Raw genomic sequence first — 15,068 nt, forward strand, 5'->3', positions numbered from 1 at the left:
TGTTTAGAAACAGCCCGCATGGCGGTTAACGTATTTTTCACATCCGCATAACCTGATTCCAACGCTTCCTTACCTAAGGTGGGCGCACTGGAGTCAGGAGATGCCCCATGCGCAGCCCCATCAAACTAGAATTTTCCGAGAAGTACGACCAGCAACATGCACAAGAGTACTTCTTGAAGCACCAGGATGGACTGGCTCGCCGCCTTTCTCACCAGCGTGACGAGCAACTGGCTCGCCGCGCCCTGGCCTTGGCTGGCGAGCCAGGGTTGGTGCTTGACCTACCCTGCGGCGCAGGCCGTTTCTGGCCGTTGCTGGCTGAGAAGCCCAACCGCGTAATCATCGGTGCCGACAACTCCGAGGCGATGATCGAGACAGCCTGTGCCTCGCAACCGCCAGAAGTGGTAGCCCGGGTACGACCTTTGCAGACCTCGGCTTTTGCAATCGATCTGCCGGATAATTCCGTGGACAGCATCTTTTGCATGCGGCTGTTCCACCATATCGGCGAGGCGGCCCACCGGAAAACAATTCTTTCGGAATTTCAAAGGGTTAGCCGTGACAGCGTAATCCTGTCATTGTGGGTGGACGGTAATTTCAAGGCGTGGCGGCGGAAAAAGCTCGAGCAGCGCCGTAGCGCCAAGGCGAACAAAGACAGTTACCAGAACCGTTTCGTGTTACCGGCGACCACGGTTGAGGATGAATTCGAAGCTGCCGGCTTCAGGATTCAGGAACGTTTGGACTTCCTGCCGTTCTATGCGATGTGGCGAGTCTATGTATTGCGCAAGGGGTAGTGGTTAATGGCAGTCGGCCAAAGTCAGGCATCGAAGTTCGATTTCTACTGGCACCAGCAAGGTGAATGGGTCGAGGAGCCCAACCAGCGGCGTGGCGGTGAAAGTGGAGTACAGCGGTTGAGCGATGCCAATGGGCAAGTGTTGTACGCCAAGCGTCAGGTCGGGCACATCTATCGAAGCCTGCTGCATCCGTTCGGCAGGCCGACCGTGCTACGCGAGCTCGACGCATTGAACAGCTTCGAGCAACTGGGGGTGCGCGTGCCCCGCATCGTCTTTTGCGGTGCCGAACGCGATGACGACCATCAATGGCGTGCTTTGCTGGTCAGCGAGGCGCTCGATGGGTTCGTCGATCTGGACACCTGGCATGCCGAAGGCGCGCGCGAGCGCTACCCGCAAGTCGTGCACCAGCGCATGATTCAGGACTTGGCCGATAATCTGGCGCGCATGCACCTGGGGCATTGGCAGCACGGTTGCCTGTATGGCAAGCACGTATTCGTCAAGGTGATTGGTGACGGCGAGCAAGCCCGTGTGGAAGTGGCGTTGCTGGACTTGGAAAAGTGCCGGCGGCGGATCAGTTGCCAGCGTGCGGCAGCCAATGACCTTCGCCAATTGCGCCGCCATTCGTCGTTCACCGACGCAGAATGGCAATCGCTGCTCTATGTTTACAAGATGGCGTTTGGCAGCGCTGTCAAAGGGTTAGAGCAATGAAACTAGAAATCGCTCGAGCTTTGTTCCTGGTAGCTGGCCTGGCGGTGACCACGGTAGCGGCGGCGGCCTGGGAAGAGCCGAAGCCCACGGTGTTCAGCAAGGCCGAGTTGAGCGAGCAGTGTGCACTGCCGCGGGAAGTCAAACAGCAATCCCAGGCCCAGACCCAACCGGATCAGGACCTGCTGCTATTGCTGTTCGGCTTGCGCCAGGGGTTGAGGCCATTTGGTTGAACCCTGCGTTAGCTAGAAAAGCCAGAGGCCTCGCGATTGCGGGGCCTCTGGCATTTTTGTGTCTGTCTTTCCGGCAAAAGTCAGCAATGCTGCGTGCTATCGACCTTGAGGCACATAAGCAGCAGGCAACCGCTAAGCGCGCTGCTCAAGAATAGAATTCCTAAGCTCATTGGAAGTAGGTGTTCGGCTGACGCGACCAAAGTGCCTGCAAGTCCACCGCCGGCAAATAGCAATGTAGTACTGAGGGACGCGGCTGCCCCTGCCTGCTGCGGATAACGGGCCAACGCCTGCGAAGTCGAGGCGGGTCGTACCATCGTTGTTCCTGCCGTGCATAAGATCATCGGTATCATGAGACCAGCTACCGATAGCACTGCTGCCCACTGCCAAATCAATAAAGTGACCCCTGCGGTACCTATAAGCAGGAATCCCGTGCAAATTTGAGCCTGCACACTGACGCGATTGTTCAGGAAGGTCGCGGTTGCACCACCGACGACATACGCCAGCCCATAGGCGATGAATACAACGGAAAACTGATACGGCGTGAGGCCAAGTTGGTCCATCAGTACCAATGGTGCAATGACGATGAAGGCAAAATGGCAGGCGAACGCGAAAGTGGCCTGCAGGGAATAGGCTATATAGAGCGTGTCACGCAGCATGGGAAGATAGCTTCGAATGCCCGCATTACTGCTGTATGACGCAGGTTCTTCATGCGATAGCACCCAGGTAAGAAACATGACAAAAGTAGCGATCAAAATAAATGCCGTAAAGCTGCCTTCCCAGCCGAATAATTGTTGGAGCGCAGCGCCCGCGATCGGTGAAATTGATATTAATAAACCACTTGCACTCGTTATTACGATGCGCATGGTGTTGCGCTGCTTTCCGCTATAGAGGTCCTGTATCAACGCCTGGCCCAGAACCAGACTTCCACAGCCGGCAGCCTGTAGCAACCGGAATGCCATAAAGGTCTCATAGTCAGATGAAAGTAGGCAGCCGGTAGCCCCGGCAATGGATACAGCCAATCCACCGAGTAGCAACCGATTACGACCAATTCGATCTGACAGGGGGCCAATCACCAATTGCGCCACCGCTACGCCAAAGGCGAAGAAACTTACGGAGTAAGCTATTTGCTTTGGTTGTACTTGAAAGGCTTCTGCAAGCGCTGGGAATGAAGGGAGAATGACGTCCAGAGGGAAAACGCCTAGTAGGCATAAAAGAATCAGTAACAATGGGCGAAGAATGGTGCTTTTTAAAGTTTTGGCCTGGTTCATGCTGGCAGTCCTGCTGCCCTGAATTGAATCGCATAGCGCTCATCTTTAAGTAGCTTGGTGCGCTTAATCGCCTGAAGCGTTATTTTGGAAATTGCGGGTAATCGAAGCGTCCAGTTGGATGTTATGTCGTTGATAATGACTTTTGCAATGGATGGGTGCTTTTTGAAAATTGACTGTAAGAATGGCTCGTCGGGTTGGCAGAAAGCGCGGAGCGCTTTCAGTAAAGTAGGAATTAGATAATCCTTCTGAGAGATTGATAGCTGATGCCAGAGTTGTGCGAAACAGTCCGAGAAAAAATGGCATGGCGCCCTTCATCATGAAGGTGGTCAATCAGCATGTTTGCCACAGGCGTGACAAGTGAATCGCGAGTCAAATTGTACAGTTCGTTGGTTATTATTGTTTCAGAAACAAAGGCGATGCAAAAGCGGGTAATCCCGTTGAGCGATTGGGGGCTATTTTGTAATAATTGGTCAAGGCTATTAATGCGCGCAGAATTTATTCGTTCAAGGCAAAAATGGTTCGCTACTGGGTCCGCAATTTCTTTAGAAAAAAGCGCGTGATACGCCTCGTCGGTATAAAGTTTTAACGCATTAAGTTGCACGTCTTTATCAAAGAAATGTTTTAAGTCGCCAGAAATGATGCAGTGCACGGTTTCATTGATGTGACCCATTTCAAGTCGTGTCGTGTAGTCCATGAAGTGGATGAGGTGGTAGGCGTGCAGTACTAGCAAATCTTTTTTTGAAAGCTGTTTGGCTGAATCATGAGCCAACGCTGGACTTAACGCCCTAGGAAACCACAGGTCGGGTTCGGACTGTGTAAAATCTTCTACGGAAAAATGGTAGGCATAAGGGCGCGAGCGTACAGCACTCGTGATGTGCCAGCTTTTAAATACAGTACTGCTACGGGTTGTAATTTTTTCCATGCGTGTGTCTCGCGCCAGTACTTTACGATATCAGAGCCCTTAAGGAACGAGGTGTCGCATTTCCGTTGCTATAGCCACATGCGACGAAAAAAAGGACGTGTTCACTTGGGTTGTCGAACATGAGTAGAGGCTCGATGCTCGTTTCGTTTAATGCGCCGGTGAGCCAAGTATTCATGCCTCTGTCGGTTGCGGCGAGTTGGAAGGTCTGTGCGGCATGACCAACTTCTATTAGTGCCATTCGATAGGCGCGCGAATGCTCGTATTTCCACCACAATTTGTCGAATCTGGAGCTCAAGAACAATCCAGCGGGTATGTCATTGGCGAAGTGCTGGCCCGATAATAAATCACCCAGGGCACAAGGCAGTGGGCTTCGCCAATGAAGCTCATGTCGCCGTGGGTCGTAGTAATAAATTCCGGCTTCCAGGCTGTCTACGTTGTTTACATATACATAGCCTTCAGTAGCGTTCAGCCCGCCTATTGAGGGGGTGGCGCGGCGTCTTGAGTATTCATTTTCTTCCTCTTTGACGTAATTAATGGTTCTGCTTCCAATAAAGCCTAAGGTATGGTGTAAAATTTCGGCAAGATCAGCTAAGGAGATCGGTATTCGCTGGAAGTCTCTAACGGTTGCTCGGTTTTTGAATGCCTTGTCAACTGCAAATGTACTTCTTGGTATAGGCAGTGAAATGCCGCTTTCGCTGGTGCGGGAATTATCAGGCTGTATATTCTTGTTTAGTACGGAGTTGCAGTGTTCAAGGTGCTGCAGTGCCCACTCCTCCTCGCTTGAAGGGTGATTTTCTATAGGGATGTCTTTAGTGCCGTAATGGAATATTCTTGAGAGTACATCCCAGCCCTAGTCAGAATTGTCGTCGGCATCGTCCATGAAAACGTTGCAGCATTTCAGATCGGCGGTTAGATCGTCATTTAACTCTTTGTGATCTTTCTCGTAAATGAGATGGATTAACCGGTTTGCGTGGTCTCTGGATAACTGGTACTGTTTGTGGTTTTTGAAATCCCAGCAAATCAGGGAGTTATTCATGGCGATAAAGAAGCAATTTTTACTTATCATGCTCCCTCCTTTAACAACTGAAGGGCAGGCCGGCACTGCTCTTCAGTATTTATGGGTTAAGGCTTATTTGGTTTTTTTGACCAAGTGCGCCATGTTCGCCAATTTGGTGCATTCCATCTTAATGGTTTTCATATTGTTCTCTCCATTTTGGTGTCGCGTCATTGTGACGTTTTTGATAATAGCGGTAAGTTCAAGATGTACAAGTCGAAGAGGGTGGCGAAAATTCTGATGTGGTTGTAGGAATTGTTGCCATGGCCACGTTAAAGAGCGGATTTGTTTCTCTGTAAGGCGTCTAGAATGCGGATGCCCTAGCATCTCCATGCTGACTGTTATCATGCGAATTAGATGCAGGAATTGCTCTGTCTTTCACTGATAACCAGCAAGATCAGGCGTGAATGGATGATGTGAGAGCTTGGGAGCGGTAATTTTTAGATTGTGTTGCGGAGCAGCGCTTTTCTATTGGGGATTTTGTATCTGGCTTTTCGGCCTCTTCGCGGGCGAGCCTGCGAAGAGGCCGGATCAGGTTAATGCGGGCTCGTTGGCCTTCGCCTTGTGCGCCAACAAGGTGTAGATACAAGGCAACACAAACAAGGTAAACAGCGTGCCAATCGACATCCCGGTGGCAATCACCGTACCGATGTCAAAACGGCTCACCGCCCCGGCCCCGGTCGCCAGAATCAGCGGCACCATGCCGAACACCATCGCCGCCGTGGTCATCAGCACCGGCCGCAGTCGAATGGCCGCCGCTTCCTCGATGGCCTCACGCACGCTCAAGCCGCGTTCCTCACGCAACTGGTTGGCGAATTCGACGATCAGGATGCCGTGTTTGCTGATCAGCCCGATCAAGGTCACCAGCCCGACCTGGGTGTAGATGTTCATGCTCGAAATACCCAGGAATAGCGGCAGCAACGCCCCGCAGATCGATAACGGTACCGTTACCAGGATCACCAGCGGGTCGCGGAAACTCTCGAACTGTGCAGCCAACACCAGGAAGATGATTGCCAGCGCCAAGCCAAAGGTAACCCATAGTGCGCTGCCTTCCTGGACGAACTGCCTGGCCTGCCCGGCGTAGTCGAAGGCGAAACCGTCCGGTGCCTCTTCACGGGCGATATCCTGCATCGTCTTGAGCGCTTCCCCCATGCTGACCATCGGGACGCCCTGAATGATCGCCGAGTTCAACTGCTGGAACTGGTTGAGCTGGCGTGGGCGGGCGCGGTCGCTCAGGGTGATCAAGGTCGACAGCGGCAGCATCTGGCCCTGTTCGTTCTTTACGTAGTAACTGTTCAACCAGCCAAGGTTGTCGCGGTAGGGCCGCTCGACCTGGGCGATCACCTTGTAGCTGCGGCCTTCGAGGGTGAATCGATTGATTTCCGCCTCACCCAGCAGGGTCGCCAGGGTACCGCCGAGGGTCTCCATGGAAACACCCATTTGAGCCGCCTTCGCCCGGTCGATGTCGACCAGCACTTCAGGCTTGTCGAAGGCCAGGTCGATATCGAGGAAGGCGAATTTTCCCGAGGCCTGAGCGCGAGTCTTGACCCGTTCGGCAACCTCCAGCAGGGCAGGGTAGTCACCGGCTGTGTTGATCACGAACTGGAACGGCAAGCCTTCGCCGGTGCCGGGCAGCGACGGCAGGTTGAAGCCGAAGATCTGCAAGCCACCAATCTCTTCGAGCTTGGCTTGTACCAGCGGCAGCAACTCCATCTGGGTGCGCTCGCGTTCGTTCCAGGGTTTGAGCAGGAAGCCGCCGATGCCGGTCTGCACGCCGTTGAAGCCATTGATCTGGAATGACGAGTAATACTCGGGAAAGGTCTTGAAGATCGGCGTGAAACTATCGGTGTACGCATTGAGGTAGTCGAGGTTGGCCGGTTGCGGCGAGCTGCTCATCATGAATATCACCCCCTGGTCCTCGTTGGGGGCCAGTTCGCTTTGGGTGAATTTGAGCAGCACCGGAATCAGGCACAGGACGATCACCGCGAACACCAGTACCACGGGCCGACTGTCGAGGGTGGCATGCAACATTCGCTGGTAGCGGACTTTCAGACGCTCGAACAGGACGTCCAGCCGGTGGGCCAGGCCGCTGGGGTTTGCATCGGCGCGCAGCAGCAGCGCGCACATCATCGGTGACAGGGTCAGGGCGACGATGCCCGAGATGATCACCGCACCGGCCAGGGTCAGGGCGAACTCCTTGAACAGTGCCCCGGTCAGCCCGGTCAGAAAGCCGATGGGGGCATAGACGGCAGCCAGGGTGATGGTCATCGACACCACCGGCAGGGCGATCTCGCGTGCGCCTTCTATCGCCGCATTGAACGGTGACTTGCCTTCCTCGATGTGTCGGTGGATGTTTTCCACCACGACGATGGCATCGTCCACCACCAGTCCGATGGCCAGCACCATCGCCAGCAGGGTCAGCAGGTTGAGCGAGTAGCCCATCATCTGCATGAAGAACAGTACGCCGATCATCGACAGTGGGATGGTCACCACGGGGATCAGCACCGAGCGCAAGGCACCGAGGAACAGGAACACCACCACGATGACGATCAGCACTGCCTCGCCAAGGGTCTTGATCACTTCGTCGATCGAGGCCTGGATGAACAGCGTGGCGTCGTAGGCAATCGACACTTTCAACGCCGAAGGTAACTGGCTCTCCAGCTCGGGCATGATGCGACGCACTTCCTTGATCACGTCCAACGGGTTGGCAGCGGGGGTGGCCTTGATACCGATGTACACCGACGGGGTGCCGTCGAACGAGCTGACCGTATCGTAGTTTTCCGCACCCATCTCGACCCGCGCCACATCCCCCAGCAGCACCCGGCTGTCGCCGTTGGTCTTCACCGGCAGGGCGGCGAACGCCTCGGCCGACTTCAACTCGGTGCTGGCGTTGATGCTGGTGACCACGTATTCGCCCTTCACTTCGCCGGCAGCGGAGAGGAAGTTGTAGCGGCGCACGGCGTCGGTCACGTCAGTGGCCGACAGGCCGAAACCGGCAAGCTTCACAGGGTCGAGCCAGATTCGCATGGCAAACACCTGGTTACCGAGGATCTCCGCTTCGGCCATGCCTGGCAGGGTGGCGAGCTTGGGCTGGATGACCCGTGACAGGTAGTCGGTGATCTGCGGGTTGCTCATCTCCTTGCTGTAGAAGCTGATGTACATCAGCGCGGAAGCATCGGCGGCTTCCTTGCTCAGCACCGGGTCTTCGGCGTCTTGTGGCAGTTTGTTGCGCACTTCGTTGGCTTTGGCCAGCAACTCGGTGAACAAGCGGTCGCTGTCGGCACCAATGCGCGCGTAGATGGAGATGACCGAAAAATTCTGCCGGCTGACCGAGGTCATGTAATCGATGCCCTCGGCACTGGCGAGGCTCTGCTGCAGGGGCTGGGTGATGTAGCCCTGGATGGTTTCGGCGTTGGCCCCGGGGTAGGCGGTGGTCACCGTGATCAGGGCATTCTCCATTTGAGGATACTGGCGGATCTGCAGTTTGCTCCAGGCCTGGAAACCCAACAGCAGAATTAGCAGGCTGACCACGCAGGCCAGTACCGGGCGGCGGATGAACGGGTCGGTGAATGCCATGCCTGACTCCTGTTCAGTCCGCGGGCGGGGCGCTTTGGGCGGGACGCAGCGCGGTGTCCTGGCCGATGCGGATGGCCGCACCAGGCGTGAGCTTGAGCTGCCCGGCGGTGACCACCTGCTCCCCGGCCGCAAGGCCTTTGCTGACCACCACCACGCCGTCGCGACGCTCGCCGGTTTGCACGGTGCGTTGCTCGGCAGTCAGTTGCGGGTGGCCTTGTGCATCGTGCTCGATCTTGCCGTCCTTGTCCTTCTTCGGGGTGGCTACATACACCGAGTTGCCGTAGAGGGTGTAGGTGATGGCGCTTTCAGGCACCACTACCTGGAGTTGTGGGTTGGGCAACAACACCAGCAGGTTGGCGAACATGCCCGGTAGCAGCTTGCCGTCCGGGTTGGCCATGGTGGCGCGCACCAGCAGGTTGCGGGTGTCCTCATCGACCTTGGGGTTGATCGCGCTTAGGCTGGCGGGGAAGGTCTGGCCTGGGTACGCCGCCACCTGTACCAGCACCTGCTGGCCCAGGCTCAGTTGCGGTAAAGCTTGCTCGGGCACGTTGAAGTCGACGTAGAGGCTGCTCAGGTCTTGCAGGGTAGCGATCACCGTGCCGCTGGCCAGGTAGTCACCGACATCGACCTGGCGAATGCCGATGGTGCCACTGAAGGGGGCGTTGATGCTCTTTTTCGCCAGGGAGGCCTTGAGTTGGTCGACCACTGCCTGGTTGCGCCGGTACTGGGCCGTCAGGCGGTCGAACTCGCCCCGAGAGATGGCTGAGTCGCCCACCAGCTGGCTGCCGCGTCCGTAATCAACCTTGGCCAGGGCCAGGTCAGCCTGAGCCGTGCCCAGCAGAGCGGCTTCCTGGTCGCTGTCCAGTTGCAGCAGGAGTTGCCCTGCCTTGACCTGCTGGCCGGAGTCGAAGTGCAAGGCCTTGACCGTACCGGACTGCTCCAGGCTCAGCTCGACTCCCTGCCATGCCTTGAGGCTGCCCACAGCAGGCAGGCGTGTCTGCCACTGGCGCTCTTCCGCCAGGGTGGCAGCCACGGTGATCGGTGGCCTGGGCGCAGAGAACACCTGGATCTGTTGATAGATCGAGTACGCCTTGATGCCCCCCAAGGCCAGCACGATCAGCCCAACGACGGCCAACATGATAAGCATGCGGCGGCGCAGCATAGGTCCACTTCCTTGGATAGGTGGTTGTTATTCGCTTTGACACGACAACGGGCGATCCTGCCCACGTGCGATGGGGGAAGTATTGACTGTTTTCGACGGGCGGGGAAGGGGAGTGTCGTGGCTGTGCCGCCCCCATCGCCACGGTGGGTCTTGGCGACCAACCGTGGCGATGGGGGCAGCACAGGTATCAAGCCAGGTGCAGATGGTTGTCCCAGAAGCCCGAAGGCAGGTTCATCGGCTGCCCGATCAGTTCCGCTTTGCGGCAATCATAGAACCTGCAACGGCCCTGTCCGGAGGTCACGACGAAACCGTCCTGCACCGCACCCACACCGGCGCAATCGGGCATCGGCGCATCGAGCTTGACCGCGCCGCTGTCCAGGTCCCAGATGAACAGCCGGTTGGCCCGAGGCGCGGTCAACGCCACCAGGCGCAGGTCGCTATGGATGGCCACGCTGGCGGTGTATTGGGCCATTGACTGGAGTTGGCGTTCCGGCACCGGGAAGGCCTTGAACGGCTCGCCCGGACGCTTGATCGCCAGCAGCTCGGCGGTCTCGGTGGCATCGCCCATGAACTGTTGGCAGGCGGCAATGGTACCGTCGCTGCCCACCGCCAGGTGGCGCACGCTGTTCATCTGTTGGGCGAGGGTTTCCTTGCTCAGCAGGGTGCCGTCACGCTGCATCAGCACCAGGCTGGGCTCCATGGCATCAAGGTTCATCTCGACCCGGCTCTCGGCTTCGGTGCGGATGCCGCCGTTGGCCACGACCAGGGTTTCGCCATCTGGCAGCCAGGCCACCTCATGCGGGCCGATGCCATGGGTCGGGATCTCGCCGGTATGCACCAGGCGCTCGCCCTCGAAGCGATAGATACCCAGCACGCCCCGACCTGGGTCGGTGGTGTCGTTTTCCGTCGCGTACAACCATTGGCCATCCTTGTGAATGACTGCATGGCCATAGAAGTGACGGTTCGGCTGTGAGGTGACGGTCTGCAACAGGCGCCCGTCGCGCAGGTCGACCAGGTAGCTTTCGGTACCAGGACGCCGGGCGACGAAAAGCGCTATCGGCAACACGGGGTGGTTGATGATGGCATGGCAACGCTGGGCGACCTGGGTGCTGAACACCTGGGTGCCATCCAGGCGAAACCCGACGGCATAGTGCTTGCCGTCGCCATCGTCACGCGCCGAGAGCAGCAGGGGCTCGCTGCCTTTGTTGCGCAGCAGGCTCCAACCGCCCAGGGTAAGGGCGCTGAGCAATACGCTACCGAGTTTGAGTGCCTGGCGTCGCAGCATGATCAGTCACCGTCGTTGGCATTGAAGCCAAGCTGGATGTTCAACGCCTTGGCCAGCTCGCCTTCGTGCAGGCGGTGGACGACGTTGAGGCTGTCGTAGATCTGGTTGAGGGTCTGTTGGCCAGCTTCGTCGGCAAGCAGTTCACCCAGTGTCTTGTGATTGTCGGCCAGCAATTTGAGCGACGTCGCGTAGGCGTCGTCGATCTTTTCCACCAGCGCTTTCTGATCGCTGCCCAGCAGACCGCGCAGGCCCTGGTTGTCGACCCCGACCCAGACCGCTTGGGCAGCTTTCAGGCTGGCTTCCAGGCTCTTGAGCGAGGAGTGGCTACGCCAGGCTTCGGCTTGCAACGGCTGGGCGATACCCTTGCTCTGACGGCCCATCGGTGCGCCGAGCTTTTTCTTCAGAGTGTCCAGGGCGGTGACCTGGGCGCGCAGCAGGTCGGCGATGGCCTCGTGGGAGTCGGCATAGCGCTGGTTGGGGAACTTGGTCATCTGCGACAGCATGCCGTCGGTGCTGTTCCAGGTCTTGAGGATCTCCTCGGCCAACACCTTCTGGTGTTCGCCGATGGCCACCAGCAGTGGGCAGTAGCGGGCTTTCTGCTCGGCCGTGGCGATGTCCGGCTTGCTGTCGAACAGAATGTATTCGTAAGCCGACAGGCCACGGACCACGACGCTGGCCTTGCTCAGGGCTTCGGCGTCGACCGGCTTGTCGCCACTGAGCAATTGCTCGACCTGGCGACCGACCAGGTTCTTCTTGTCTGGCCAGAACTGCACTTGCCAGGCCCGGTTGCCCTCGGCCAGCGGGCCGACGAGCAGCGGCTGCAGTTCGGCCCATGCCTTCTGCGCATTGAGGAAGTCGGCGCGGGCGGCCTCCAGGGACTGCTTGCCTTCGCAATAGGCCAGGGCGCTGGCAGCCAGCTGGCGGTCGGCTTCGACCCAGCGGCTGTAGGTGGGCAGGATCACTTGCTTGGCGATCGCGGCGGAGGTGATTGCCTGCGGATCCTGCGGCGAGCAGGCGCCCAGGGCGAGTGCGGCGAGGCTGGTGAACAACAGTTTGGGTCGGAACATGCCGGGTCCTTACGCGTTAAAGTGAATTCAGGAAAGCCAACAGCGCAGCGCGCTGTTCGGCATTGAAGGTGAGCACTTGGTTGCGTGCCGCCTCGGCTTCGCCACCGTGCCAGAGCACGGCCTCGAGCAGGTTTCGGGCACGACCATCGTGCAGGAACTGGGTGTGGCCGCTGACCGTTTCGGTCAGGCCGATGCCCCAGAGCGGCGGCGTGCGCCAATCCTGGCCGTTAGCGGCGAACTCGGTGCGCTCGTCGGCAAGGCCGGGGCCCATGTCGTGTAGCAGCAGGTCGCTGTAGGGGCGGATGACCTGGCCCGACAGTTCCGGCTCGGCAGCATTGGTGGCTGTGGTGAACTGAGGGGTGTGGCAGCCTTGGCAACCGGCTTGGAAGAACAGGTTCTTGCCGGCCAGTACCTGCGGCGCATCCACGTTGCGTCGGGCTGGCACGCCGAGGTTGCGGGTATAGAACGTGACCAGTCGCAGAATGTTGTCGCTGACTTCCTTTTCGCCATTGGCGCCGTCGCCATTGGGCGCAGACAAGCAGGCGGTTTGCGCCGAGGTACAGTCGTCCTTCGGTTGCAAGGTGCTGGTCAGGCCCATGTCGCCAGCAAAGGCGTGCACATTTTGCTGGTTGACGTTGGGCTGGCCGGCTTTCCAGCCGAAACGGCCAAGCACCGGTTTGCCCTGTGCGTCGTCCCAGACCCGGTTGGCGCGGCCACGGATGCCGTCGCGGTTGCGGTCATCGGGGTCTTCATTGGCCAGGATGTCGGCTTCGGGGATGGCTTCGAGCAGGCCGAGGCCGATCATGGGCGGCGCTACACGGGCGGAGAAGCGTGTATCGGGGTGCATCGGCCCATAGCCAAGCTGGGTGATCTGCAAGGTCGGCTTGCGCAGTTCGACCTGGTGGCCGTCCTCGAAGGTCACGGTCTGGCGGTCGTAGCTCACGCGCACCTTGCCTTCTGGTGCCACGCCGGGGATGGCCATGTCCTGCAACTGGGTGCCATAGACTGGCTCGGGCACCACGCCCAGGCGTTCGATTTCCTTGGCCAGGTAGGGTTGGTCGGGAATCGACAGGCGCACGAGCATCGACACCGCATTGCTGTCATCCGGGCCGGGCGGGTGGCCGCGTCCGTCACGGACATGGCAGTTCTGGCAGGCATTGGTGTTGAACAGCGGGCCCAAACCATCACGTGCGGTGGTGGTGGAGGGAGCGATCACCCAGGGGTTGCGGAAGAAACTGTTGCCGACGCTGAAGTCCAGGCGCCGCTCGGGCGACAGGTTTGCCGACGGCATCGAAAAGGCGTTGCGGTCGCTACGCTGCACGGTCGCTTGACCCGCGGACAGCGCTTCGCCGGGCTCGGCCTGGGTAAAGCGCGGGGCGTCGTCACAGGCGGTGAGCGCGAAGGCCAGCAGCAGAGGGGAAAGTCGGGACAGCGTCAAGGACATCGAGAATCCTGGGCGTGAGCGAAAAACCGGCGTGCAAGCTTAGCAAACCAGGGAAGTTTGAATAAGAGCAATTTGCAATTGCCAGATGAAATGGGTGTGAACGAAAAAGGCGACCCGAAGGCCGCCTCTTCCCACATTGCCAATGCTGAATCAGAACTCGTGATCAGCGGTATCCGGGTTCAGGTTGGCAATACCCAGCTTGCCAGCGGCCTGTTCGATCGCACCGGTCTGCTTGACCAGCGAGGCGATGGCGTCGCGCACGATCTGGTTGCCGGCAGCATTGTCGGCGGCGATCAGTTGGTCGTAGTGCTCGCCTTTGAGGGCGTGGTCGACGATGACCTGAATCTTCGCCTCGGTGGCCTCCAGATCGGCCTTGAGGGTGGCGTCGGCAGCCGGATCGACCTTGGCCACCAGTTCCGACAGGCTTGGGCCGGTCAGCTTGGTGCCGTCGGGACGGGTGTACTCGCCCAGGTAGACGTTGCGGATGCCCTTGGCGTCATAGAAGTGCGAGTAGTGGGTGTTGTCGCTGAAGCAGTCCTGCTCGTCTTCAGGGGAGTTGGCTTCCAGGGAAACCTTCATGCGCTCGCCCGCCAGTTCACCCAGCGACAGGCTGCCCATGCCGAACAGCATCTTGCGCAGACCGTCGTTGACAGGCTCGGCTTCCAGCTTGGCGCGGTAGTTGTCGGCGACGTTCGGCGCCCAGTTGCCGACCATCTCTTCGAGGTCTTTGACCAGCAGTTCGGTGACGGCCTTCAGGTAGGCGCGGCGACGCTCGTTATGGCCGCCAGTGGCGCCTTTGCCTTCCAGGTAGTCGGAGGCTGGACGGTTGCCAGCGCCTGGGCCGGTGCCGTTGAGGTCCTGGCCCCAGAGCAGGAATTCGATGGCGTGGTAGCCAGTGGCGACGTTGGCTTCGGAGCCGCCCAGCTCATTCAGGCTGGCCAGTTTCTCCGGGGTGATGTCCTTGACGTCGACCTTCTCTTCGCCCACCTGGATCTGGGTGTTGGCGATGATGTTGGCGCTGGCGGCCGGGTTGCCCAGGGCGTGTTCGTAGCTCTTGTCGACATAGTCGATCAGGCCTTCGTCCAGGGGCCAGGCGTTAACCTGGCCTTCCCAGTCGTCGATGATGGTGTTGCCGAAGCGGAAGGCTTCGCTCTGCAGGTACGGAACGCGCGCGGCGGCCCAGGCAGCCTTGGCGGCTTTGAGGGTTTCGTCGTTGGGCTTGGCCAGGAATGCCTCGACGGCGGTCTGCAGGGCCTTGGCGGTGCTCAACGAGTCGCTGTACACGGCGTAGACCATCTCGGTGTAATGCTTGACCACGGCCTTGCCGGCCGCTTCGTCGACAGCCCCCGGCGCTGCTGCAGCGGTGCTGGCGGCAGCAGGTGCCTGAGCTTGCGGAGCGGCAGCCTTGTCATCCTTGCCTTCACCGCAACCGGCGAGAGCGATGGCGATGGCCAGCAGACTGGCGGAGGCCAGAGGCATTCGAATCATTGTTGGTTTCCTGCGTCGTGGAGTTGGACCATGGGTTAGGCCGTGTGCCGTGGCACGCGAAAGCGTAACATCATGC

The 15,068-nt window shown here is 58.8% G+C and carries 12 protein-coding genes; 3 read left to right on the top strand and 9 right to left on the bottom strand.

Annotation, left to right across the window (positions count from 1 at the left end; genetic code table 11):
* Nucleotides 1–107: 107 nt before the first annotated feature.
* From H620_RS0122670 to H620_RS0122680, 3 genes are read left to right on the top strand one after another with little or no spacing between them, the layout of a single operon-like run.
* Entirely contained in the window at nt 108–788 is a 681-nt protein-coding gene (locus H620_RS0122670) for a class I SAM-dependent methyltransferase (RefSeq protein WP_023378859.1), read from the top strand.
* Between the two features lie 6 nt (nt 789–794).
* The gene (locus H620_RS0122675; protein WP_023378860.1) at nt 795–1,496 is read left to right on the top strand and encodes a lipopolysaccharide kinase InaA family protein; all 702 of its coding nucleotides are present in this window, start codon (nt 795–797) and stop codon (nt 1,494–1,496) included.
* Nucleotides 1,493–1,726, top strand: coding sequence for a hypothetical protein (locus tag H620_RS0122680; protein ID WP_023378861.1), 234 nt, complete (start codon nt 1,493–1,495; stop codon nt 1,724–1,726). Before H620_RS0122675 ends, H620_RS0122680 begins: the two co-directional genes overlap by 4 nt.
* 80 nt (nt 1,727–1,806) lie before the next feature.
* Here H620_RS0122680 and H620_RS0122685 read toward each other — a convergent pair whose 3' ends face one another.
* The 9 genes from H620_RS0122685 to H620_RS0122725 all read right to left on the bottom strand — a co-directional run bounded on the left by H620_RS0122685 (nt 1,807) and on the right by H620_RS0122725 (nt 14,992).
* Complete coding sequence (locus H620_RS0122685) at nt 1,807–2,994, bottom strand: Bcr/CflA family efflux MFS transporter (RefSeq protein ID WP_049818845.1); 1,188 nt, start codon at nt 2,992–2,994, stop codon at nt 1,807–1,809.
* Between the two features lie 232 nt (nt 2,995–3,226).
* Nucleotides 3,227–3,916: a diiron oxygenase gene (locus H620_RS0122690; protein ID WP_081669749.1), complete on the bottom strand. Its 690-nt coding sequence runs from the start codon at nt 3,914–3,916 to the stop codon at nt 3,227–3,229.
* A gap of 22 nt (nt 3,917–3,938) precedes the next feature.
* On the bottom strand, nt 3,939–4,745 hold the full coding sequence (locus H620_RS27935) for a SagB family peptide dehydrogenase (protein ID WP_209439670.1): 807 nt from the start codon (nt 4,743–4,745) through the stop codon (nt 3,939–3,941).
* A 756-nt stretch (nt 4,746–5,501) separates the two neighbouring features.
* Entirely contained in the window at nt 5,502–8,546 is a 3,045-nt protein-coding gene (locus H620_RS0122700) for a multidrug efflux RND transporter permease subunit (RefSeq protein ID WP_027908091.1), read from the bottom strand.
* A gap of 13 nt (nt 8,547–8,559) precedes the next feature.
* A complete protein-coding gene (locus H620_RS0122705; protein ID WP_023378866.1) occupies nt 8,560–9,708 on the bottom strand; it encodes an efflux RND transporter periplasmic adaptor subunit in 1,149 nt (382 codons plus the stop codon).
* Between the two features lie 187 nt (nt 9,709–9,895).
* Nucleotides 9,896–10,993, bottom strand: a complete 1,098-nt coding sequence (locus tag H620_RS0122710) for a DUF1513 domain-containing protein (RefSeq protein ID WP_027908092.1) — start codon at nt 10,991–10,993, stop codon at nt 9,896–9,898.
* Nucleotides 10,994–10,995: 2 nt separating this feature from the next.
* Entirely contained in the window at nt 10,996–12,060 is a 1,065-nt protein-coding gene (locus tag H620_RS0122715) for an imelysin family protein (RefSeq protein ID WP_023378868.1), read from the bottom strand.
* A gap of 16 nt (nt 12,061–12,076) precedes the next feature.
* Nucleotides 12,077–13,504 (bottom strand): di-heme oxidoreductase family protein, encoded by a 1,428-nt coding sequence (locus H620_RS0122720; protein WP_023378869.1) that lies wholly within the window; start codon nt 13,502–13,504, stop codon nt 12,077–12,079.
* Between the two features lie 150 nt (nt 13,505–13,654).
* Complete coding sequence (locus tag H620_RS0122725; RefSeq protein ID WP_023378870.1) at nt 13,655–14,992, bottom strand: imelysin family protein; 1,338 nt, start codon at nt 14,990–14,992, stop codon at nt 13,655–13,657.
* Nucleotides 14,993–15,068 lie beyond the last annotated feature (76 nt).

Origin of the sequence: Pseudomonas taiwanensis DSM 21245 (assembly GCF_000425785.1) — a bacterium.
Lineage (GTDB): Bacteria > Pseudomonadota > Gammaproteobacteria > Pseudomonadales > Pseudomonadaceae > Aquipseudomonas > Aquipseudomonas taiwanensis.